Genomic DNA, 21739 nt, shown 5'->3' with positions numbered 1-21739 from the left:
AATCAGGCAGACGAACTCCGGGAATCGACGGCTCGGGCCGGTCCCATGTTGCGCGAGAACATGATCCCCACAAGTAGAACCAGCCCGGCAACGGCGATGAACCACCCGGTCTTGTGCAAACCGGCGTCGTCGATCTGATGGCCGGCGGTCACCTGCAGCACCACCACGGCAAGATTCGCGCCGATGAACGCGACTGTGCGGTACACACCGATAGCAGCACCGACCTCGTCCACGGTTGTCACTGCATTGATCAGGCTTTGATTGCCAATGTTGTTGAAGCCGTTAGGCACACCCAGTACCGCGGCCACCAGGAGAAGTACCAGGACCGGTGCCGTCGAACTTTCGACGGAAGCGATCAGCACTCCGCCGACGAGCAGCGCGCACGTACCGACAAGAAGAGTGCGGCGGGCACCGTATCGCCGGTAGGTGCGTGATCCGATCATGGTTGCCACCACGCTGACCCCCGCGACGGGAAGCATCGTCAGGCCGGCCTCGATCGGGCTCATCCCCCGCGCATATTGCAGCCATTGAGGAATTCCGAAGAAAACGCAGTAGAAGCACGTGTACGTGAGCAATGTCCGGCCCAGTGTGGCACTGAGGGCACGATTTCGTGCCAAAGCCTCGACATCCAGGAACGGCTCCGGAGCGCGATGCTCCCACCACACGAATAGGCCGAGTCCCACGACGGCAACCGGAAGCAGCCACCATGTCGGGTTGCTCGGCAACGAAATCAGCAACACCATTGCCGACGTAATCGTCACGAGGAACAGCCCGATTCCGAGTACGTCGAGAGCGTGAAGCGCTTCCCGGACCGACACTCGTCTGCCGCCGGCAAAACCCACGTCAGCATGCATGACCACAACAGCACTGAGCACCACGACGGGAAGATTCACCCACAGGATCGACTGCCACCCGAATGTCCCCACGAGGAGACCACCCACCGTTGGGCCGAGAGCGGCAACAGACTGGCTGCAGACGACCAGGGTCGCAATCGCAGTACGAGGTTGGCGTCGGTAACGCTCCGAGTAGCTGCGAATCATCGTCATCGCGTTGGGCATGTGCGCCGAAATACCGAATCCGAGTATCACGTATGCGCCGATCAACCACCCGACATTCGGGGCGAGCATCCCGACGCACGATCCGATCGCGACCAGCGCCAGACCACCGAGAAATACGCGACGGGCGCCAAATAATGCACCGAGCCGCCCCATCATCGGGGCACCCACGGCGGTCGTGATGTACATCGCGGAGATAATCCAGGAAACGCCCGATGTCGAACCGAACTGAGCGGCGATCCCGACAATCGCCACTGCAATCATCGACGAGTTCAGTGGCTGCAGAATACTGCCGGTCGCGGCCGCACCGCTCACGCGAAACGGAACCGGCAAGGTCTTGGTGTCTACGTCGTCCGCGACGGCAGTCATACGCGAATCACCGACTCCTGTGTCGGTGTCGTATCGGTCGACTCGGCGGCACGACGCAGCAATCGTCCTGCCAGATAAAGCAACTCACGTTCGACATCGGTGAACTGCTCCTCCAGCACGGAGGTAAGCCATTCGCTACGAGTAGCACGGTCCACGTCCAGGGTCCTGCGGCCGCTATCGGTGATCGCGATCAAACTGGCGCGGGCATCATGTGGATCGACGGTGCGCGTCACCATGGCTTTTTCTTCGAGGAGGAGCACGGTACGTGCGATCGTTTGCGGCGCCACTTGTTCCAGGTCGGCCAGCGCCCGCGCGCTCATCGCGCCAACCCGATCCAGATGCGCAAGGGCCTGCAGTTGGGTTGGAGTCAACAAATGCCCGGCACTCTTGGTTCGGATCCTTCGGCTGAACAATGCTACGTCTTCGCGCAGTCGGTCCGCTCGCTCATCCATGCGGTTCTCCCTAGTCTCATTAGCCAGGGTACCTGTTTAATTAGTCCCGAATTGGTAGTTCGAGTCGGATATCACCCGTATTTTTCAACAGTATGCCTGTCTAATACTGCGCAGCGCATCAGCCGATCTGCTCGAACAGGGACACGATGATCCCCTCAGGCCCCCGCACATAGGCCATCCGCACACTGTTCTCGTACTCACCGATGCCGCCGATGAGCCCGTACCCGTCCGCCGCAACAGCGTCGATGGCAGCCTGGAGGTCGCCGACCTCGAATGACACGTTGCGTAGCCCAAGCTCGTTGGCCATTGCCGTGGGCGATCCGGACACATGGTCGGGCGTGACGAAGGACGAGAGCTCCAGCCGAGAACCTCCGCCCGGCGGCCGTAGCATTGCGATTTCACAGTGGGCGCCCGGGATGCCGCAGACGGTCTCCACGAATTCGCCCTCCACAGATCCGGTGCCCTCCAGCTCGAGGCCCAGCCCGACGAAAAACGCCGTCGCCGAGGTGAGATCCGCGACGGTGATGCCGATGTGGTCGAAACGCTGTACGTGTGCCATGGGGCGCATCCTCCAACTGTTGTCTTGCCGATTTCATTGGTCGAGATCGACGGTGGCGAGACAGCAATCCCGGGAGACCCTGCAAGGGGCTCCCGGGATCACGGCCAAATATTCAGTACCTAGACCTGCTGATAGTTACAGCAGCTCCGAAACTTCTTCAGCAATCTGCTCGGGCGTGACTGTCGACTCGAAACGACGAACTACTGCTCCGTCACGATCGACGAGGAACTTCGTGAAGTTCCACTTCACCTCGTCGGTACCGATCGCCTCGGGGCGGGTCTTGCTGACGTGGTCGAAAAGGAATCCGATTTCGGGCCCGAAGTCACCGGGCGCCTCACTGCGGAGATGCTTGTACAACGGGTCCGCGTTGTCTCCGTTGACCTCGATCTTGGCGTACACCGGGAATGTGACGTTGTAGGTCGTGCTGCAGAACTCCTGAATCTCGGCGTCCTGCCCCGGTTCCTGATCTCCGAACTGGTTGCTCGGGAATCCGATGACCCGAAGACCACGGTCCTTGTTCTCGCGATACAGGGCGTCGAGGCCTTCGTACTGCGGCGTGAATCCACACTTGCTTGCCACGTTGACGATCAACAGAAGGTTGCCCTTGTACTGGCTCAGATCCTCGGTGGACCCGTCGGCAGCCTTGACGGCAAAGTTGTGGACGGTCATGAATTCTCCTGATTATCGAAGTGATTGTCTTGCTTACCAAGCTAGTTCATACTTCCCGGCGATCGTGATCGGGCGCACAAACCCTGGGCCGCGCCTAACTGTCGGTGTCGGTGGACCCGTCGTCGGCAAGCACGCGGTACAACGCCCGACGCGCTTCGATCAGAACATCGGCGGCGGCCTTGACCTGCTCCGGAGTACCAACTGCGGCAACCTGACCGGCAGCACCCATCAGTTGTCCGATCAGCTCACGCAGATCCTGTTCCGGGGCGCCGACGCTGTCACGAACCTCGTCCCACGGTGCGCCGAGGTCTTCCCGGTGCTGCTCGACGTACGCGACGCCTTCTTCGGTGAGCTTTGCTGTCTTGCGCCCGGCCACCTTGTCGATGATCACGAGGCCTTCGTCTTCGAGTTGAGACAGCGCCGGGTAGATGGAACCAGGACTCGGCTTCCATACTCCGCCACTGCGTTCGACGATCTGCTGAATCAGTTCGTAGCCGTGCATCGGTTCTTCGGCGATGAGGAGCAGAACAGCTGCACGAACGTCACCGCGGCGCCCCCGCCCGCCGCGTCCGCGACCACGACCGAAGTGCGCGCCGGGACCGAAGCCGGGGCCCTGTCCACCGTCAGGTCCGAACCGCCCCCGACGATGCCCGCGTCCACGCTCGCCCTCGGGAAAATGCCTGTCCATAGCTGCTGCCCTCCACCGATATCGCTGATAGTTCGACGATATATCGCATCGCTGGAGGGTGCAACGACGCGAGCCGTAATCAGCCCTGCGTCACGCGCAGCCCGTCCGCGAGCTTCTCCAGAGCGTCGATCTCACGGATCCCCGGGTCCATCTCCGCCCCGGACAACGTGACGTAGTGACGGTTGCGCACGGCAGACATCTGCGCGGTCACCGGATTCGATTCGAGGAAGACGATCTTCGTCTCCAACGAATCACCGTCTACCCGCCGACGGTGAAGATCACCGAGCACCAGAACATCCGGGTCACGGTCTGCAACCGCCTCCCAACTCACTTCCGGCCAATCATCGGAGAGGTCTGCAAATACGTTGACGGCACCCACCTGTTCAGCAAGAAGCCCTGGAGCCGAACAGCATCCGGCCATGTACGGAGCTTCGAGCCCGGAGAACCAGAAAGCCACTGTTCTTCCCGAACCGGCCACATCAGCCGCGGCCACCGAAAGGCGCGACTGTAGTTCGGCGATCAACTCTGCGCCACGATCCTGCACGTCGAAGATCGCCGCCAACTCACGAATCTCCCGGTACAGCGTGTCGATGCTCAGAGTCTCCGTACGCGAGACGTTCTCTCCCGCCACGACGGCGTCGGTACAGACAGACGGCGACTGATACGTGGGAATCCCCAGTTCGGCGAATCGCGACCGCTCTGCGACGACAGCGGACGTGAAAGTGTGGGCGCTCGCCGACGTCACGAGGTCGGGTTCGGTGTCGAGTACCACCTCGAGCGACGCGTCGTTGTCGGCGAGTCTCGGCACCAGGTCGTTCTGAGCTGCGAGAGGAGCGAGAACGGGATCGAACCACGTGGAGGTACCCACCATCCGGTTGCCGAGACCGAGCGAGAGCAATATTTCCGTCGAACCCTGATACAGCGACACAGCTCGTTGCGGCGCCGAATCGAATGTTACTGTCACCCCACAATTTTCGAGTATCAACGGGTAGCTGGTGGGGCCCGCTGCATCAGCGGCGACTGTTGTCGGGGTTGTGGCGTCCGGCGGCGAAGCGTTGGAGCAACCGGCGAGTAGTGCGGTGGTGCAGAGTAATCCGGTCGCGGCAGTGAGTGCGCGCGTCAGCGGTGCGGTGGGCACGGAAAGTCGTCCTTCGATCAGGGGCTCGGTCGCGGAGCCCGACATGCGGCAATCGGCATCACAGGATGCAGTTACGATCACCACTTCGATGTGGTGCCGGACGAGTATTCGGACTCGTGGGAAACCCCATCGCCGTTGCGCGTCAGTTCCGGATTCTCACCGGCATTCCCTCGTCAGACAGTGGTCAGTATAAGCAGCACCTGTCCGTGATCATGCAGCGCTCCAGGTCACCAAGAAATCCTCAGCCGATTCTGCGCGGGTCGATCTGAATACGCACCGGACCCGAAGATTTGCGGGCGCTCCGAGCCGCGCGAGCATGAGCCAGAGAGTCAGCCAGTGCCCGGCCGTCCTTGCGCGGCACCCGAATCAGCAGCCGCTCGGGAGCTACACCTGCCTCGTCCTCGCCCGAATACGGAAGCCTCTCCCCCGCAGGCAATTCCACGGGCCCGAGAAGAACTGCACTGGCAGGTAGATCAGCGGAGGCCACCAATTCGGCAATCGCGGCGCTACCACCGTCGATTGCCGCCAGATGCACCGCAGGCGGAAAGCCGACCTCGTCGCGTTCGTCGAACTGACTGCGGGCGTGACCGACCGGATCCCATCGCACCAAGGCCTGGACCGTCGGGATTCCCGAATCCGCGACGACAACGACCTCGCCGCCGTCAGAGAGTGGAATCACCAAGGCGGCAGCCGACATCCAGCGTCGCAGCGTCTCCTCTTCGGCGCGAAGGTCGGCGCGACCGAGCAATGCCCACCCGTCGAGTAACAACGCAGCACCGTAGCCCCCGGTCATCACCGGTTCTGCGCCGACGGTCGAGACCACCAGCGCGGGGCCTTGGGCAACTTCCTTGACCACATCGCCGCCACCGGACAGCACGACCTTCACCCCGGGGAACGCGCGACCGAGTTCCTCGGCTGTTCGGCCGGCCCCGACCACGACGGCACGAAGCGCTTTGGCTCCGCAGGCATGGCACCGGTAGGCCGCATCGGCGACGCCGCACCAGCGGCACTCGGGAATTCCGGCGCCGTCCGGCCCGGCGGCAGACGGCAACGCCAACGGCCCGTTGCAGCGACGGCACCGCGCCGGTGCCCGGCACTTCCCGCAAGCGAGCGTCGGAACGTAACCACGCCGCGGCACCTGAACCAGCACGCCACGGCCGTCGGCCAATGCGCGCCTGGCAGCGGCAAAAGCGATCGCCGGCAACCGCGCTGCCCGCGCGCCGGGGTCGCGGGCCAACGCATGATCACTGTCCGCCAGAGCAGTGATCTTGGGCGAGCAGTGCCGGACCACATCGCGAGCGGCAACCAAATCATGGGCCCACCCCGAATCGACGAGCACCTGAGACTCCGCAGTTCGGGAGAACCCGCCGATCACCACGGCGCACCCCGCCACATGCGCCCGCAACACCGCGGACTCGCGGGCATGCGGGTACGGCGAGCGCGGCTCGGACAAGTTGTCGTCGCCGTCGTCCCACACGACAACAAGTCCGGTGTCCGGAGTGGGAGCAAATACGGAACTTCGCGTTCCGACGACGATGCGAGCACTTCCGCGGAGCGCCGCAAGCCACCGCCGATAGCGCATGGCCGGGCCAAGTCCCGCTGAAAGCCCTACTACCGCTTCAGGTCCGGATACTTTCTCGCACGCGGCAAGGACTCGATCGAGATCACGCTGATCCGGAACAACGATGACCGCACTCTTGCCTGCCGACGCCACCGAGCCCGCAAGTTCGGCCAACCGCAGCGGCCAGTCTTCACCGGGCAATGCCTGCCACACCGCTCGCGGAGCGCGCAGTTCGCGGACGGCGGTGACAAACGCATCTCCGTAGTGATAGAGGTGCCATCCTCGTTCGTCCAGAGTGGGAGCGGCAATGTCACCGCTGGGTTCCCACGCCTCGCCCTCGACCTTGGCGTGACGCGGCGGGACGGCTAGCCGGAGCACGTCCGCCCGGGTGCCTGCGTAGCGCTCGGCAACGCGGTCGACCAACTGCGCTATTTCGTCAGTGAGGACTCGCTCGGCGGAGATGACACGTTCGAGCCACCCGAATTTGCCCTGATGATCACTTGTCGCCTCGCGGGAGACGATGAAACCGTCGACCAGACGACCAGCAAAGCGGATGCGCACCCGTACACCGGGTTGCGCATCCGCTTCGAGTTCACGGGGAACGAGGTAGTCGAACTCTCGATCGAGGTGGGCGAGCGGGAGCATCGGGAGTACCCGGGCTACCGGATCGACCTCTGCCGCTACTCTTTCCGCGCCCACCCGCGCCCCGTCTGTACGTCAGTTATCAGAGACCTGCTGCGCTGCGCAGCTTGTCCGCACGATCCGTGCTCTCCCACGGGAGATCGATATCGGTGCGTCCGAAGTGACCGTACGCCGCGGTCTGCGCGTAGATCGGACGCAGCAGATCGAGATCGCGGATGATCGCTCCCGGACGCAAGTCGAACACCTCGGTGATCGCCTGCTGAATCCGAGCCGGATCGGTCTTCTCGGTGCCGAACGTCTCGACGAACAAGCCGACCGGAGCAGCCTTGCCGATAGCGTAGGCAACCTGAACCTCGATGCGATCGGCGAGGCCGGCCGCAACGGCGTTCTTGGCAACCCAGCGCATTGCGTATGCAGCACTGCGGTCGACCTTTGACGGGTCCTTGCCGGAGAATGCGCCGCCGCCGTGGCGAGCCATTCCGCCGTAGGTGTCGACGATGATCTTGCGTCCGGTCAGACCAGCGTCGCCCATCGGGCCACCGAGGACGAACTTGCCCGTCGGGTTGACGAGCAGACGAACATCGGAGGTATCCAGATCAACGACATTGACGTCGGCAAGAACCGAGTTGAGCACCTTCTCGCGAAGGTCTGGGGTCAGCAGGTTGTCGAGATCGATGTCTGCGGCGTGCTGCGTGGAGATGACAACGGTGTCGAGGCGAACCGGCTTGTCACCGTCGTACTCGATGGTGACCTGAGTCTTGCCGTCCGGACGCAGGTACGGCAGAACGCCGCTCTTGCGAACCTCGGTCAGACGACGCGACAGGCGATGAGCCATCGCGATGGGAAGCGGCATCAGTTCCGGTGTATCGGTGGTGGCGTAGCCGAACATCAAGCCCTGATCGCCGGCGCCCTGACGGTCGATCTCGTCGTCGAGTGTTCCGTCGACGCGAGCTTCGTGCGAATGATCAACGCCCTGAGCGATTTCCGGGGACTGCGCACCGATTGCGACATTGACACCGCATGAGTTGCCGTCGAAGCCCTTGGCGGAGCTGTCGTACCCGATTTCGAGAACAGTGTCGCGGACGATCTTGGGGATGTCGGCGTATGCCGTGGTCGTGACCTCACCGGCGACGTGAACCTGGCCAGTGGTGACAAGAGTCTCGACGGCGACGCGGGCACGCGGATCCTGCGCGAGGATCGCGTCGAGGATGGAGTCGCTGATCGCGTCACAGATCTTGTCCGGGTGCCCCTCGGTGACGGACTCGCTGGTGAATAGCCGACTGCCGGACTTGCTCACAGATCTCCCTCTCGACGCCTTAAGTTCATGACTACAGCTTATTGAAATCACGCGACCACCGTTCAGTGGCCGTTTTGTCGCTTTATTCAGGGTGTAGCTGCGCCGACGATATCCGTTGAACGCCCGGCGCAACACCCTTCCGCTCACCCGAAATGGGTGAGAAGGCCCTCACCCTGTCAAGGGAATAACGTGATCAACGCATCCAGCACGCGGCTGGCCATCAACGCTTTCGAACCGTGTTCCAGTGCCGACTCGGATCCGTCGGAACCGAGAAGCCAACCGTCGTTGTGATCGACTTCGAACGCCTTGCCCTCACCGACTGCATTGACCACGAGAAGGTCGCAGCCCTTGCGAGCGAGCTTCGAGCGGGCATAGCTCAAGACGTCGCCGTGGGCGTCGCCCGTCTCGGCCGCAAATCCGACGATGACGGTATCCGCGGCAAGGTCGCCGGCCCGACGCGATTCGACGAGACCGGCAAGAATGTCCGCATTACGAGTGAGGCTGATCGAGTCGGGTTCGTTAGCGCCCTTCTTGATCTTGCTTCCCTCCACCGTGGTGGGCCGGAAATCGGCGACGGCGGCGGCCATGATGATGCCGTCCTGCCCGGGGGCATGCTTCTCGACGGCCAAACGAAGATCTTCGGCAGTCTTGATGTGGACGACGTCGACGGCTGCCGGATCCGCGAGATCGGCCGTGTACCCGGCGATCAACGTGACCTGGGCGCCGCGCTGCGCTGCCAAGCGAGCCAGGGCGTACCCCTGCTTGCCCGAACTGCGGTTACCGAGGAAACGAACCGGATCGAGGGGTTCGCGGGTACCGCCGGCTGTGACCAGAACTCGACGACCTTCGAGGTCCCGAGGTAAAGCGTCGCTGCGCTCGAGGAGCAACGACGCGAGGCCGACGATCTCGTCGGGTTCGGGTAGCCGACCGGCGCCGGTGTCCTTACCGGTCAATCGTCCGGATGCCGGTTCGATCACGTGTACTCCGCGTGAACGCAGTGTCGCGACGTTGGACACCGTCGCGGGGTGTTCCCACATCTCGGTGTGCATTGCCGGAGCGAAGACGACGGGGCAACGAGCCGTCAGCAATGTCGCGGTCAACAGATCGTCGGCTCGGCCCATGACGGCACGTGCCATCAGATCGGCGGTGGCCGGTGCGATGACAACGAGGTCCGCTTCCTGTCCGAGTCGGACATGCGGCACCTGCGGTACGTCAGCGAAGACACCGGTATGCACCGGATTGCCGGAGAGCGCCTCGAAGGTTGCTCGGCCGACAAATTCCAGTGCCGACTCGGTGGGAATCACGCGGACGTGATGACCACTCTCGGTGAAGCTGCGGATGATCGCGCACGCCTTGTACGCCGCGATACCCCCGCCGACACCGACAACGATGCGTTTACGCGCCGTACCGGAAGTTTCCGCTACTCCCCCGGTGCCCGAAACCGATCCGGGAGCGGCAGACGACGTGCTCACTCGCCTTCGGTGTGCTCGAGCAGATCAGCGTGGATTTCGCGCAGCGCGATGGAAAGCGGCTTTTCCTGCAGACCCGGTTCGACGAGGGGGCCGACGTACTCGAGGATGCCGTCACCGAGCTGGTTGTAGTAATCGTTGATCTGGCGAGCACGCTTGGCCGAGTAGATGACCAGGGCGTACTTCGAGGAGGTGCGTTCGAGCAACTCGTCGATCGGCGGGTTGGTGATGCCGAGCGGAGTGTCGTAGGCAGGCAGAGCGCCCTGGCTTGCGGTGGACGCGGCTGAAGTGCTGCTCACTCTTGTGTCTCCTGAATTAGATCTTGAATGAAGGCCTACATGAATCGATTTTATGCACCTGGATGGATGAAAATCAGTTCCCAACCAACAAGGATACCAACTCATCGCAAGCACGGCTGACATCCTCGTTCACGATGACCGTGTCGAACTCGTCCTGGGCGGCCAATTCGACTCGCGCCGTCTCCAAACGCCGTGCGACAACCTCGTCGGATTCGGTGCCTCGTCCGGTGAGTCGCTGAACGAGAACGTCCCAACTCGGTGGAGCCATGAATACCAGGAGAGCTTCGGGTTTTGCCTTGCGTACCGCACGGGCTCCGGCCAGATCGACCTCGACCAGTACGGGTCGTCCTGCTTCGAGAGCTTCTTCGATCGGCGCCGCTGGGGTGCCCGATCGCTGCAGTCCGCCGTGAATGTCGGCCCATTCGAGGAGCTCACCGGAGTCGATCATCCGCTGGAACTCGTCGCGAGTGGTGAACCGGTAGTCCTTGCCGTCCACCTCACCCGGGCGAGGATCGCGGGTCGTTGCCGACACGCTGAACATCAACTCGGGCAACCGGGTCCTCAGTTCGCGGACCACACTCGACTTACCGACAGCCGAGGGGCCGGCCAGTACAACCAGCCGACCCCTCCGCACTGCAGTCTTGCTCTCTGACACAGCCTCAGCACTCATAAGAAACTGTTTTCGCAGCGCTCATCACTACTGTTGCGCCAGTTTTTCTCACGGTTCGACTCAGACCTCGAAGTCGAACTTGGTGAGCAGAGCCCGACGCTGACGATCACCGAGGCCGCGGATGCGACGCGTCGGAGCGATCTCCAGCTCGGTCATGATCTCCTGAGCCTTGACCTTGCCCACCTTCGGCAAAGCCTCGAGCAGTGCAGAAACCTTCATCTTGCCCAAGATTTCGTTGTCTTCGGCGTCCTTGAGGACCTCTTTAAGGTCGGTGCCGCCACGCTTCAGGCGCTCCTTGAGCTCAGCCCTGGCCTTGCGGGCAGCAGCTGCCTTCTCCAAAGCAGCAGCGCGCTGCTCATCAGTCAACTGGGGAAGGGCCACGGTTCCTCCGTCTCGTCGTGTGCAAATTTTGTCTATTCCACTGGATAACCAGCAGCGATAGCGACCGTACTCACGCCTGGCGCGAATTGCTAACCCACCCCCCGCGGTCCGGTGCAGATCACGGTGGGTTATGCGCCCTGAAACGTATCTCGAAATCGATGTCCACGACATCGCGATCTCGACCGAAACAAAACGACATGAACGTTAATACGATTGCGAAATCAATTGTAGCACAAGACTTTTCGAAAAATAGACCCGATATGACCCCGGGTTGCCCCAGGCCTCGGCCGCACCGACTCCGGACGTGCCCGGCGCCACAGTCAAATTTTTCGACGCAATTCGACGCGTTTGCGCGTGTCGCGACCGAATCTCACGCCGAAAGTGAAGATTTCGGATCGCCGGCGCTCGCGTCGGCATCGGCAATTCGGGCAGAACCCGGCACGACCAACGCCACCAGGACGGCACACGAAGCCCAGAGTAAAGAGTTCTCCAAGATGAAGCCGACAACGGGGACGTCGAGGTCCGCTCCCACCCGCGGCAGCCGGAACAGCACCACTGCAGCAGTGACCGCAACGGCAGCCCACGACCACGCGGGAATGCTGCTCCTCCCCCGCGGCGGCGTCAAGAGCACGCCCACGGCCGGCACCAGCCACACGAAGTGATGGGTCCAGGCGATCGGCGTCACCACAGCGGCAAGCAGCGCGACCACGGTAAACGCCGCCAGACCCCCACGTAAGCGCTGCGCACGCCGAGTCGCAAGAATCCCCAGCGCCGCCAGCACAACACACGCAGCCAGCCACACAGGCCCCACCATGCCGTCGGGAAGCACCCGCAACAGCATTCCGCGGAGCGACTGGTTTCCGAATACGGCCGGATCTCCCACCGCAACGCGCCCCGACAGCGACGCGATGTCGGCGAAGTAGTCGATGCTCGCGCGCGGCAGGATCGCAAAACCGACGGCAGTGGCACCGGCAAAACCCGCGACGCCCCCGGCAAACGCCTTCCACTTTCCGGTGATGACGTAGTAGCCGAGGTAAACGATAGGCACGAGCTTGACGGCTCCGGCTATGCCGACCAAGACGCCCTCGGGCAGCCACTTCGGCCGCGCGAGGACGTCGATCAGGCACAGAAATGTCAGAAACAGTCCAACCTGCCCGTACCCGAGATGATCCGAGATGGGCGACGCAATCGTCCACAGAATCAAAAATCCCACGTACACCGACAGCGGCCGCTTACGCGTGAGTGGCACTCCCCGATAGCTCAGTGCGATGATCGCGGCCAGCATCAGAAGGCTGACAAAACTCCACGTCCACTGCATGAAACCCCACGTGCCGATCGCAACCGGGACGGCAACGACAGCGGCAAACGGCGGATACGTGAACGGCAATCTGGCATTGAACGTGCCGTCGTACAGGTTGGTGCCGTCCAGGACGGCCTGCCCCGCAGTGCGGTACACCGCGAGGTCGTCGCCGTGCACACCGGTCAAGGCCTGAAACGCGGTGGCCAACAATCCGCACACCACGACAAGCACCCCGACGCGCCACCGTCGACGCGCCAACACTCCGCCCAATCCGTTCACCGCAGGACGGTACCACCGCGATCCGACAGCGCTGGACACGTCGTGATCGCTCACGGATCAGTTCGCCAACGCTGCTTCGATCTCGTCCCGATCACGCCTGGCAGCCTCGCGGAGCGCCGATACCGACGGTCCGTGTTTGAGAACACCGCGCGACGAATTCGGCAGGAGCAACTCCGTCGAACCGGCAAAGATCTCGGCCAGATCTGCGGCCGTCGCACCCTGGGCGCCAAGCCCCGGAGCGAGGATCGGCCCGTTGAAGTCGGTCAGGTCCAAACCGTGATCGCGAGTAGCGCCCACGACGAGTCCGACGGTGTCGCGGCCGTCTGCATTGGCGGCAACGGCGTCGTCGACGATCGACTGTGCCACCGACACACCACCGGCAGCGGACTGCTGCAATCCACCACCCTCGGGATTGGACGTGCGCGCGAGGACGAAGATTCCACGCGCATTCTCGCGGGCAAGGTCCAGGGCCGGAGCCAATGCGCCGAACCCGAGATACGGCGACACCGTCACTGAATCCGAGGTCAGCGGAGATTCACCGAGCCACGCCTGCGCATACGCATCCATCGTGGAACCGATGTCACCGCGTTTGGCGTCGGCCACGACGAGGGTTCCCCCGTCGCGAAGAGCCGCAATCGTGTGTTCGAGGACGGCAAATCCCGCGCTGCCGTACGCCTCGAAAAACGCGACCTGCGGCTTCACGAGCGCAACTTCACCGGTGAACGCTTCGACACAGATGGCCGCGAACGTCGCCAAGCCGTCGGCGGAGCGCGGCAAGCCCCACGCATCGAGGAGCGCCGGGTGTGGATCGATGCCCACACACAGCCGCCCCCGGTCCGCAGTCGCGGACCGAAGGCGCTGACCCCAACTGAGGGTCACGACTGTGCGGACGGTTGGCGCAGTCCGGCGTGCAGTTCCTGCAAGGAGTGAACGCCGATGTCACCGCGCAGAACAGCTTCGATGCCCTGAACGGCCGCCGAAGCGCCCTGCACCGTCGTGATGCACGGAATGTTCGACGCCACCGCTGCACTGCGAATCTCGTAGCCGTCGACGCGCGGGCCGGAGTTGCCGTACGGGGTGTTGATGATCATGGCGACCTCACCGCTGCGGATCTGGTCGACGATGGTCACAGCTCCCTCAGGAACTTCTTCACCGGACTGCTTGTACACGTTGGTGCACTGGATTCCGTTGCGGCGCAGAACTTCTGCGGTTCCATCGGTCGCAAGGATCGTGAAGCCCAGGTCTGCGAGACGCTTGACCGGGAAGATCAGCGAACGCTTGTCCTTGTTGGCGACCGAGACGAACACGGCACCTTCGGTGGGCAGCGATCCGTAGGCAGCGGTCTGCGACTTCGCAAAAGCGGTACCGAAGTCGAAGTCGATGCCCATGACCTCACCGGTGGACTTCATTTCCGGGCTCAGCAGGGTGTCGACGCCGGTTCCGTCGGCGCGGCGGAAACGGTTGAACGGCAGCACTGCTTCCTTGACGGCAATCGGTGCGCCGGCCGGGGTGTTGCCCCCGTCGCCCTCGGCAGGCAGGATGCCGCTGACCCGCAGTTCGGCGATGGACTCACCGAGCATGACGCGAGCACACGCCTTGGCCAACTGCACAGCCGTCGCCTTGGAGACGAACGGAACGGTGCGGCTGGCACGCGGGTTCGCTTCGAGGACGTAGAGAATGTCGTCCTTGAGTGCGTACTGCACGTTGAGCAGGCCCTTGACGCCGATTCCCTTGGCCAGAGCCTCGGTGGAGCGGCGAACGTTCTCGAGGTCTGCGCGGCCCAGGGTGATGGGCGGCAGCGCACAGGCGGAGTCACCGGAGTGAATGCCGGCTTCTTCGATGTGCTCCATGACGCCGGCGAGGTACACCTCGGTGCCGTCGCACAGAGCGTCGACGTCGATCTCGACCGCATCTTCGAGGAAGCGGTCGACCAGCACGGGGCGGTCGTCGGAGATTTCCGTGGCGCGGGAGATGTAGTTGGCGAGTGAAGCCTCGTCGTACACGATCTCCATGCCGCGTCCGCCGAGGACATACGACGGACGGACCAGGACCGGGTAGCCGATACCGGCGGCAATGTCGCGGGCGCCGTCGAACGTGGTGGCGGTGCCGAACTTCGGTGCGGGCAGACCGGCTTCGGTCAGCACTCGGCCGAATTCGCCGCGGTCCTCGGCGAGGTCGATAGCTGCCGGGCTGGTTCCGACGATGGGAACGCCTGCAGCTTCGAGACGCTTCGCCAATCCGAGCGGGGTCTGGCCACCGAGCTGGACGATGACGCCGGCAACGGTGCCCGACTGCGCCTCCGCGCGGTAGACCTCGAACACGTCCTCGAAGGTGAGCGGCTCGAAGTACAGGCGATCAGCGGTGTCGTAGTCGGTGGAGACGGTCTCGGGGTTGCAGTTGACCATGACGGTCTCGTAGCCGGCCTCGGACAGTGTCTGCGCAGCGTGGACACACGAGTAGTCGAACTCGATGCCCTGACCGATGCGGTTGGGGCCCGATCCGAGGATCAGGACCTTGGGCCGCTCGGTCTGCGGAGCCACTTCCGACTCAGCGTTGGGGTCGAGTTCGTACGTCGAGTAGTGGTACGGCGTCTTGGCTTCGAACTCTGCGGCGCAGGTGTCGACGGTCTTGTAGACGGGGCGCACGCCCAGCTGATCACGCAGAGCGCGAACTGCGTCCTCACCTGCGTGCGTGTCACCACCGAGTTCGGGGCGCAGAGCTGCGATCTGACGGTCCGAGAGGCCGTGGTACTTGGCCTGACGCAGCGCAACCTCGTCGAAAGTCTCTGCAACGCGCAGCTTTTCGCCGAGTTCGTGGATCTGCTGGAACTGGTCGAGGAACCACGGGTCGATCTTGGTGGCGTCGAAAAGCTGCTCGACAGTTGCGCCGAGGGCAAACGCCTTCTCGATGCCGTACATGCGGCCGTCCTGCGGAACGCTGATATCGGCAAGCAGAGCTTCGAGGCTCTCGGCCTCGACCTCTGGGCCCGTCCAGTAACCGGCACGCTTGGTCTCGAGAGAGCGCATGACCTTGCCGAACGCCTCGGTGAAGTTGCGGCCGATGCTCATGGCCTCGCCCACCGACTTCATCGTGGTGGTCAGCGTTCCGTCGGCGCCGGGGAACTTCTCGAACGCGAAGCGAGGAGCCTTGACCACGACGTAGTCGAGCGTCGGCTCGAAGCACGCCGGGGTTTCCTTGGTGATGTCGTTGACGATCTCGTCGAGCGTGTAACCGATGGCCAGCTTGGCGGCCATCTTCGCGATCGGGTACCCGGTCGCCTTCGATGCCAGTGCCGACGAGCGGGACACGCGCGGGTTCATCTCGATGACAACCAGACGGCCGTCGGCCGGGTCCATCGCGAACTGGATGTTGCAGCCGCCGGTGTCGACGCCCACCTCACGCAGGATGTCGATGGAGAGGTCACGCATCGCCTGGTACTCGCGGTCGGTCAGCGTCATCGCCGGAGCGACCGTGACGCTGTCGCCGGTGTGGACACCGACCGGGTCGACGTTCTCGATGGAGCAGACGATCACGACGTTGTCGCGACTGTCTCGCATGAGTTCGAGTTCGTATTCCTTCCAGCCGAGGATGGATTCCTCGATCAGGACGTTGGCGGTCGGCGACGCAGCCAGACCGCCACCGGCGATCCGGTTGAGATCGTCGACGTTGTACGCCATGCCGGAACCGAGACCACCCATGGTGAAGGACGGGCGCACGACAACCGGGTAACCGAGCTCGGCAACCGTGGCGTGTACTTCGTCCATCGTGTAGCAGACAGCCGACTTCGCGGATTCGCCGCCGACCTTGGCAACGATGTCCTTGAACTTCTGGCGATCCTCGCCGCGCTGAATGGCGTCGAAGTCGGCGCCGATAAGCTCGACGTCGTACTTCTCGAGGATGCCCTGCTCGTGCAGCGCCACTGCGGCGTTGAGAGCGGTCTGACCGCCGAGCGTCGCGAGGACGGCGTCGATCTTGTTGCCCTGCAACGCTTCCTTGGCGATGACCTTCTCGAGGAACTCAGCCGTGATCGGCTCGACGTACGTGGCATCGGCGAACTCGGGGTCCGTCATGATGGTCGCCGGGTTGGAGTTGACCAGGCTGACGCGTAGGCCCTCCTCCTGGAGGACGCGGCAGGCCTGAGTGCCCGAGTAGTCGAACTCGCAGGCCTGACCGATGACGATCGGACCGGAGCCGATTACCAGGATGTGCTTGAGATCTGTACGGCGTGGCATTAGTTCTTGACTCCGGTTTCTTTCCGTGCGGAGAGCAGGCTGGTGAAGCGGTCGAAGAGGTACGCGGCGTCGTGCGGGCCGGCTGCTGCCTCGGGGTGGTACTGCACCGAGAAGGCGGAGTCGTCCAGCAGGCGAACACCTTCGACGGCTCCGTCGTTGGCGCAGGTGTGGCTGACCACGGCGCGACCGAACGGGGTGTCGAATTCCTGGCCGGCTTCACCTTCGAGCGCGAAGCCGTGGTTCTGAGCCGTGATCGCGATGCGACCCGTCTGGTGCTCGATCACCGGGATGTTGATGCCGCGGTGGCCGAACTTCATCTTGTACGTGCTCAGGCCGAGGGCGCGGCCCAGGATCTGGTTACCGAAGCAGATGCCGAAGAGCGGCAAGCCCTGCCCGATGACCTCTTTGGTGAGGTGGACGGCGCCGTCGGCGGTGGCCGGGTCACCGGGGCCGTTGGAGAGGAACACTCCGTCGGCCTTCAGGTCGAGGATCTGCTCGAGGCTCGCGTTGGACGGCAAGACGTGCACGCGGATGCCGCGCTCGGCGAACATTCGCGGGGTATTGGTCTTGATACCGAGGTCGATGGCGGCAACGGTGTACAGCGCTTCGCCGCCCTTGGGCTCGACGACGTAGCCGCTGGTGGTGCTGACCTCGCCGGCAAGATCGGCGCCGAGCATGGTGGGCTGATCCTGAACCCGTCGGACCAGTTCGTCGTCGGCGGCGATTGCCTCACCGGAGAAGATGCCGGCCTTCATCGAGCCGCGGGTGCGCAGGTGGCGAACCAGGGCGCGAGTGTCGATCCCGGCGATGCCGACAATTCCCTGCTCTTCGAGCTTGGCCTGCAGCGAACCCGTCGCGCGCCAGCTCGAGGTAACCCGAGAAGGATCGCGGACAACGTATCCGGCAACCCAGATCTTCGCTCCCGCGCTGTCGCCGGTCGGTCCGACAGACTCGTCGTCCTCGTCGTTCCAGCCGGTGTTACCGATCTGCGGTGCGGTGGAGACCACGATCTGGCGGTGGTAGCTGGGGTCGGTGAGCGTTTCCTGGTAGCCGGTCATACCGGTGCTGAACACCGCTTCGCCCAGCGTCTGTCCAACTGCACCGAAGGTGGTTCCGCGGAACACCCGTCCGTCTTCGAGGACCAATACTGCGGGGCTGCTGTCAAAGCCGCTCATGCGTTCTTTCCGTTCTGCTCGATGTCGCCAGAGCTTGCGTCTTCATTGTTGTTCGTCTTGTTCGAAGCAGTAACCGGCTTGACCCAGTCCGGGTACACCATTTTGTCGTCGCCGCGCACACCCGTGTCGATCTCGGTTCCGCTCGGCAACTCCCAGCGGATGACCAGGACGCCATCCTTGCTCATCACCTTGCCTGCGAGGCCGTTCTCGGTGCGGATCGCGCGGATCGACTTCTCCGGAATCCAGATGGCCGACGCACCGGTGCGCTCCAACAAGATTCCGTTGGAGTAACGGCTGATCTCGCAGGTCGCCCGGAATCCGAGATCACCGACTGCAATGCGGTCCTGCCAGCTGGGCGCGATGGTGCTGCCGACGTACAGGCCGGTGGTGGGCATGACCAGCAATTCACCCAATGTTGCCGGTACGGTGGGCAGCTCACCGATCTTGTCTTTCTGTCGTCGGGCGCGGCCACGCCAGCCGATGAACATCAGGCCGATCATCGCGGCCCAGAAGACCACCAGACCGACAATCCACAGAACTCTTTCCATCTCCATGACGCCTACTCCTTGCTGCTCAGCAGCCGCGGCGATCCGTCGTGTGCAGTAACGCGGCCACGTAACAGTGTGGTCGTGACCCGAGCAGGCAATGTCATCGACTCATACGGAGTGTTATTCGCGACACTCGCCAGCGACTTGCCGTGCACGGTCCACTCTGCGGCGGGATCGACCAATGTGAGGTTGGCCGGCTCCCCTACCTCGATGGGACGGCCCTGATCGTCGAGGCCGACAATCGCTGCGGGACGCTCACTCATGACGCGCGCAACGCCACGCCAGTCGAGCAAGCCTGGCTGGACCATGGTTTGCACGATGATCGAGAGCGCCGTTTCGAGGCCCAGCATGCCGGGGCGAGCTGCGGCGAACTCACAGCACTTGTCCTGCTCGGCGTGCGGAGCGTGATCGGTGGCCACGCAGTCGATGATGCCCTCGGCCAGCCCCTTGCGCAGGGCAGCTACGTCGCTGGCCTCACGAAGCGGCGGGTTGACCTTGTTGATGGCGTCGTACGTCTCGAGACGCGAATCGTCGAGCAGCAGGTGGTGCGGAGTGACCTCGGCGGTGATCGAAATACCCTGTCCGCGGGCCCACTTGACGAGCTCGACGGTTCCCGCTGTGGAGGCGTGGCAGATGTGGACCCTGGCGCCGGCGTCACGGGCGAGCAGCGCGTCGCGAGCAACGATGGACTCCTCCGCTGCGCGCGGCCACCCCGCCAACCCGAGGCGAGCTGCTGTGGGTCCCTCGTGCGCAACTGCGCCGACGGTCAAGCGCGGCTCCTCGGCGTGCTGCGCGATGAGAACGCCCAGTGAGCTGGAGTACTCGAGCGCGCGACGCATGATCAGCGGGTTGTCGACGCAATGGCCGTCGTCGGAGAACATCTTGACCTGGCCGACACCGGCGGCCATGGTTGCCATCTCGGCGAGCTGCTTGCCTTCGAGGCCGACAGTGACAGCGCCGACGGGATGGACGTCGACGAGGCCGACTTCCTGGCCGCGTCGCCACACATGGTCGGTGATGACCACGGAATCGGCAACCGGACTGGTGTTCGCCATCGCGAACACTGCAGTGTACCCACCCAGAGCAGCTGCAGCAGAGCCCGTTTCGATGGTCTCCGTGTCTTCACGACCGGGCTCACGGAGATGCGTGTGCAGGTCGACAAATCCGGGAAGCAGGATCTGACCGCTGCCGTCGATCACCTCGGATGCAGTGGCCGGATCCAGATTCACGCCGATCTCGAGAATGACTCCGTCGCCGACACGGACGTCGACGGCTTCCCCTTCTCCGTAGATCAGTACGCCGCGGAGCAGGACACTCACGGGTGATTCTCCGTTCTGATTGCTTGTCACAGCGCACCGTCCTCCGAACCGACCAGAAGCCGGAACAAGACAGCCATGCGCATGTGCACACCATTGGTAACCTGCTGCAGCACAGCAGCTTTGGGGGAATCTGCGACGGCGGAAGCAATTTCCATGCCGCGTAGCATCGGGCCGGGGTGCAGGACCACCGCGTGATCGGCCAGCATTGCGAGACGCTTCTCGGACAGGCCGTAATTGATCGAGTACTCGCGCTGTGACGGGAAGAATCCGCCGTTCATGCGTTCAGCCTGGACCCGCAGCATCAGGACCGCGTCGAGTCCGGGCAGTTCCGCGTCGAGCGAATGCGAGACGGTGACCGGCCAGGTGTGTGCGCCGACCGGCAGCAGCGTCGGCGGGGCAACGAGGACAACCTCGGCGCCGAGCATCGACAGGAGCAACGCGTTGGAGCGCGCGACACGACTGTGCAGAATGTCGCCGACAATGGCGATCCGCTTGCCCTCGATGTCGCCGAGACGCTGACGCAAGGTCAGAGCGTCGAGCAACGCCTGGGTCGGATGTTCGTGAGTGCCGTCGCCGGCGTTGATGACCGCGGGGCCACCGTCCGACGCACTACCGGTCCACTGGGCGATCTGATGAGCCGCACCAGACGCGGGGTGACGAACGATCAGAGCGTCGGCGCCCGCAGCACGCAGTGTCATCGCCGTATCGCGTAGCGATTCACCCTTCGACACCGAAGAGCTGGACGCACTGACATTGATGACATCGGCGCTCATCCACTTGCCGGCCACCTCGAAGGACACCCGCGTGCGGGTGGAGTTCTCGAAGAACACCGTCATGACTGTGCGGCCACGCAGAGTCGGAAGTTTGTGTACTTCACGGCCCAGGAGTGCCTGCTCGAAGCGTTCGGCCTCGTCGAGAAGTTCGATCGCGGACTCTCGGTTGAGGTCTGCGATGGAGAGAAGGTGCTTCACGCGCTCTTACCTCCGGAAATGACCACAGCGTCCCGGCCGTCGTGTTCCTGCAAGAGGACCTTGACGTCCTCGGACCTCGCGGTGGGGACGTTCTTACCGACGTAGTCGGCACGCAGTGGGAGTTCGCGGTGACCACGGTCGACCAGTACCGCAAGCTGCACCGCACGCGGGCGGCCCAGATCGCGAAGGGCGTCCAAGGCAGAGCGGACGGTACGTCCGGAGAACAAGACATCGTCGACGAGCACGACCAACGCGTTGTCGACGCCACCTTCGGGAACAGATGTCCGTTCGAGGGGACGGTGCGGCTTGGTGCGGAGATCGTCACGGTAGAGCGTGATGTCGAGAGATCCGATGGGAGTACGCACACCGGAGAATTCTTCGATCTTGTCGCGAAGACGTGTCGCGATGGTGGTGCCCCTGGTCGGGATACCGATCAGGACGACGCGGGGCGCAGTACCTTCCGGTCCGTCGAGTGCCGTCTTCTCGATGATCTCGTGCGCGATTCGGGCGACGGTCCGGCCCACATCCTGGGCGGACAGCAATTCACGGGTCTCGGCGTCACTGGCCTGCGTTGTATCTGGACCTGCAAGATCGGATGGGCGAGACCCTTCGGGCACGCTCATACAGCGACCTCCTTCTCCGCCTCACTGGACGGATCGTTAAAGG

General features: G+C 63.4%; 20 protein-coding genes and 1 riboswitch. All 20 genes read right to left on the bottom strand.

Annotated elements, in window-relative coordinates:
• Positions 1 to 2: 2 nt before the first annotated feature.
• The 20 genes from ACFRFQ_RS08380 to pyrR all read right to left on the bottom strand — a co-directional run bounded on the left by ACFRFQ_RS08380 (position 3) and on the right by pyrR (position 21696).
• Complete coding sequence (locus ACFRFQ_RS08380) at positions 3 to 1424, bottom strand: MFS transporter (protein WP_378655569.1); 1422 nt, start codon at positions 1422 to 1424, stop codon at positions 3 to 5.
• A complete protein-coding gene (locus tag ACFRFQ_RS08375; RefSeq protein WP_378655566.1) occupies positions 1421 to 1876 on the bottom strand; it encodes a MarR family winged helix-turn-helix transcriptional regulator in 456 nt (151 codons plus the stop codon). Before ACFRFQ_RS08375 ends, ACFRFQ_RS08380 begins: the two co-directional genes overlap by 4 nt.
• A 118-nt stretch (positions 1877 to 1994) precedes the next feature.
• On the bottom strand, positions 1995 to 2435 hold the full coding sequence (locus ACFRFQ_RS08370) for a VOC family protein (RefSeq protein WP_378655563.1): 441 nt from the start codon (positions 2433 to 2435) through the stop codon (positions 1995 to 1997).
• A 135-nt stretch (positions 2436 to 2570) separates the two neighbouring features.
• A complete protein-coding gene (locus tag ACFRFQ_RS08365) occupies positions 2571 to 3104 on the bottom strand; it encodes a glutathione peroxidase (RefSeq protein WP_378655560.1) in 534 nt (177 codons plus the stop codon).
• A gap of 94 nt (positions 3105 to 3198) precedes the next feature.
• A complete protein-coding gene (locus ACFRFQ_RS08360) occupies positions 3199 to 3792 on the bottom strand; it encodes a PadR family transcriptional regulator (RefSeq protein WP_378655557.1) in 594 nt (197 codons plus the stop codon).
• Positions 3793 to 3871: 79 nt separating this feature from the next.
• Complete coding sequence (locus ACFRFQ_RS08355) at positions 3872 to 4930, bottom strand: ABC transporter substrate-binding protein (RefSeq protein ID WP_378655554.1); 1059 nt, start codon at positions 4928 to 4930, stop codon at positions 3872 to 3874.
• A gap of 81 nt (positions 4931 to 5011) precedes the next feature.
• A riboswitch (cobalamin riboswitch) is annotated at positions 5012 to 5149 on the bottom strand.
• A 22-nt stretch (positions 5150 to 5171) separates the two neighbouring features.
• A complete protein-coding gene (locus ACFRFQ_RS08350) occupies positions 5172 to 7190 on the bottom strand; it encodes a primosomal protein N' (protein ID WP_378655551.1) in 2019 nt (672 codons plus the stop codon).
• A 25-nt stretch (positions 7191 to 7215) separates the two neighbouring features.
• On the bottom strand, positions 7216 to 8430 hold the full coding sequence (metK, locus tag ACFRFQ_RS08345; protein WP_138868478.1) for a methionine adenosyltransferase: 1215 nt from the start codon (positions 8428 to 8430) through the stop codon (positions 7216 to 7218).
• A gap of 176 nt (positions 8431 to 8606) precedes the next feature.
• Positions 8607 to 9902, bottom strand: a complete 1296-nt coding sequence (coaBC, locus tag ACFRFQ_RS08340; protein ID WP_378655547.1) for a bifunctional phosphopantothenoylcysteine decarboxylase/phosphopantothenate--cysteine ligase CoaBC — start codon at positions 9900 to 9902, stop codon at positions 8607 to 8609.
• Entirely contained in the window at positions 9899 to 10198 is a 300-nt protein-coding gene (rpoZ, locus tag ACFRFQ_RS08335) for a DNA-directed RNA polymerase subunit omega (protein WP_138868476.1), read from the bottom strand. The genes coaBC and rpoZ overlap by 4 nt, the downstream gene beginning before the upstream one ends.
• A gap of 73 nt (positions 10199 to 10271) precedes the next feature.
• Entirely contained in the window at positions 10272 to 10868 is a 597-nt protein-coding gene (gene gmk / locus ACFRFQ_RS08330) for a guanylate kinase (RefSeq protein ID WP_092808094.1), read from the bottom strand.
• Between the two features lie 60 nt (positions 10869 to 10928).
• Positions 10929 to 11249, bottom strand: a complete 321-nt coding sequence (mihF, locus tag ACFRFQ_RS08325) for an integration host factor, actinobacterial type (protein WP_033232153.1) — start codon at positions 11247 to 11249, stop codon at positions 10929 to 10931.
• Positions 11250 to 11619: 370 nt separating this feature from the next.
• The gene (locus tag ACFRFQ_RS08320) at positions 11620 to 12882 is read right to left on the bottom strand and encodes a glycosyltransferase 87 family protein (protein WP_378655542.1); all 1263 of its coding nucleotides are present in this window, start codon (positions 12880 to 12882) and stop codon (positions 11620 to 11622) included.
• Positions 12883 to 12885: 3 nt separating this feature from the next.
• Complete coding sequence (pyrF, locus tag ACFRFQ_RS08315; protein WP_378655539.1) at positions 12886 to 13707, bottom strand: orotidine-5'-phosphate decarboxylase; 822 nt, start codon at positions 13705 to 13707, stop codon at positions 12886 to 12888.
• Complete coding sequence (gene carB, locus ACFRFQ_RS08310) at positions 13704 to 17060, bottom strand: carbamoyl-phosphate synthase large subunit (protein WP_138868473.1); 3357 nt, start codon at positions 17058 to 17060, stop codon at positions 13704 to 13706. The genes pyrF and carB overlap by 4 nt, the downstream gene beginning before the upstream one ends.
• Entirely contained in the window at positions 17060 to 18235 is a 1176-nt protein-coding gene (gene carA / locus ACFRFQ_RS08305) for a glutamine-hydrolyzing carbamoyl-phosphate synthase small subunit (protein ID WP_378655536.1), read from the bottom strand. Before carA ends, carB begins: the two co-directional genes overlap by 1 nt.
• Complete coding sequence (locus tag ACFRFQ_RS08300) at positions 18232 to 18783, bottom strand: transporter (protein WP_378656293.1); 552 nt, start codon at positions 18781 to 18783, stop codon at positions 18232 to 18234. The genes carA and ACFRFQ_RS08300 overlap by 4 nt, the downstream gene beginning before the upstream one ends.
• An 11-nt stretch (positions 18784 to 18794) precedes the next feature.
• On the bottom strand, positions 18795 to 20132 hold the full coding sequence (locus ACFRFQ_RS08295; RefSeq protein ID WP_378655534.1) for a dihydroorotase: 1338 nt from the start codon (positions 20130 to 20132) through the stop codon (positions 18795 to 18797).
• Complete coding sequence (locus ACFRFQ_RS08290; RefSeq protein ID WP_378655531.1) at positions 20129 to 21073, bottom strand: aspartate carbamoyltransferase catalytic subunit; 945 nt, start codon at positions 21071 to 21073, stop codon at positions 20129 to 20131. The genes ACFRFQ_RS08295 and ACFRFQ_RS08290 overlap by 4 nt, the downstream gene beginning before the upstream one ends.
• Positions 21070 to 21696 carry a bifunctional pyr operon transcriptional regulator/uracil phosphoribosyltransferase PyrR gene (gene pyrR, locus ACFRFQ_RS08285; RefSeq protein ID WP_033232160.1) on the bottom strand — a complete coding sequence of 209 codons (627 nt, stop codon included), beginning with the start codon at positions 21694 to 21696 and terminating at the stop codon, positions 21070 to 21072. Before pyrR ends, ACFRFQ_RS08290 begins: the two co-directional genes overlap by 4 nt.
• Positions 21697 to 21739: the final 43 nt, after the last annotated feature.

The organism is Rhodococcus sp. NPDC056743, assembly GCF_042790355.1.
In the GTDB taxonomy this organism is placed as follows: Bacteria; Actinomycetota; Actinomycetes; order Mycobacteriales; family Mycobacteriaceae; genus Rhodococcus_F.
Note: the sequence above shows the minus strand (reverse complement) of the source record. Positions and strands in the feature narration are given on the sequence as shown.

Bases quoted from the DNA above. Each gene is read 5' to 3' on its own strand.
- ACFRFQ_RS08370 (WP_378655563.1), bottom strand. From the start codon at position 2,435: ATGGCACACGTACAGCGTTTCGACCACATCGGCATCACCGTCGCGGAT.
- carB (WP_138868473.1), bottom strand. From the start codon at position 17,060: ATGCCACGCCGTACAGATCTCAAGCACATCCTGGTAATCGGCTCCGGT.
- gmk (WP_092808094.1), bottom strand. From the start codon at position 10,868: ATGAGTGCTGAGGCTGTGTCAGAGAGCAAGACTGCAGTGCGGAGGGGT.
- ACFRFQ_RS08365 (WP_378655560.1), bottom strand. From the start codon at position 3,104: ATGACCGTCCACAACTTTGCCGTCAAGGCTGCCGACGGGTCCACCGAG.
- ACFRFQ_RS08375 (WP_378655566.1), bottom strand. From the start codon at position 1,876: ATGGATGAGCGAGCGGACCGACTGCGCGAAGACGTAGCATTGTTCAGC.
- ACFRFQ_RS08360 (WP_378655557.1), bottom strand. From the start codon at position 3,792: ATGGACAGGCATTTTCCCGAGGGCGAGCGTGGACGCGGGCATCGTCGG.
- pyrR (WP_033232160.1), bottom strand. From the start codon at position 21,696: ATGAGCGTGCCCGAAGGGTCTCGCCCATCCGATCTTGCAGGTCCAGAT.
- ACFRFQ_RS08380 (WP_378655569.1), bottom strand. From the start codon at position 1,424: ATGACTGCCGTCGCGGACGACGTAGACACCAAGACCTTGCCGGTTCCG.
- carA (WP_378655536.1), bottom strand. From the start codon at position 18,235: ATGAGCGGCTTTGACAGCAGCCCCGCAGTATTGGTCCTCGAAGACGGA.
- ACFRFQ_RS08300 (WP_378656293.1), bottom strand. From the start codon at position 18,783: ATGGAAAGAGTTCTGTGGATTGTCGGTCTGGTGGTCTTCTGGGCCGCG.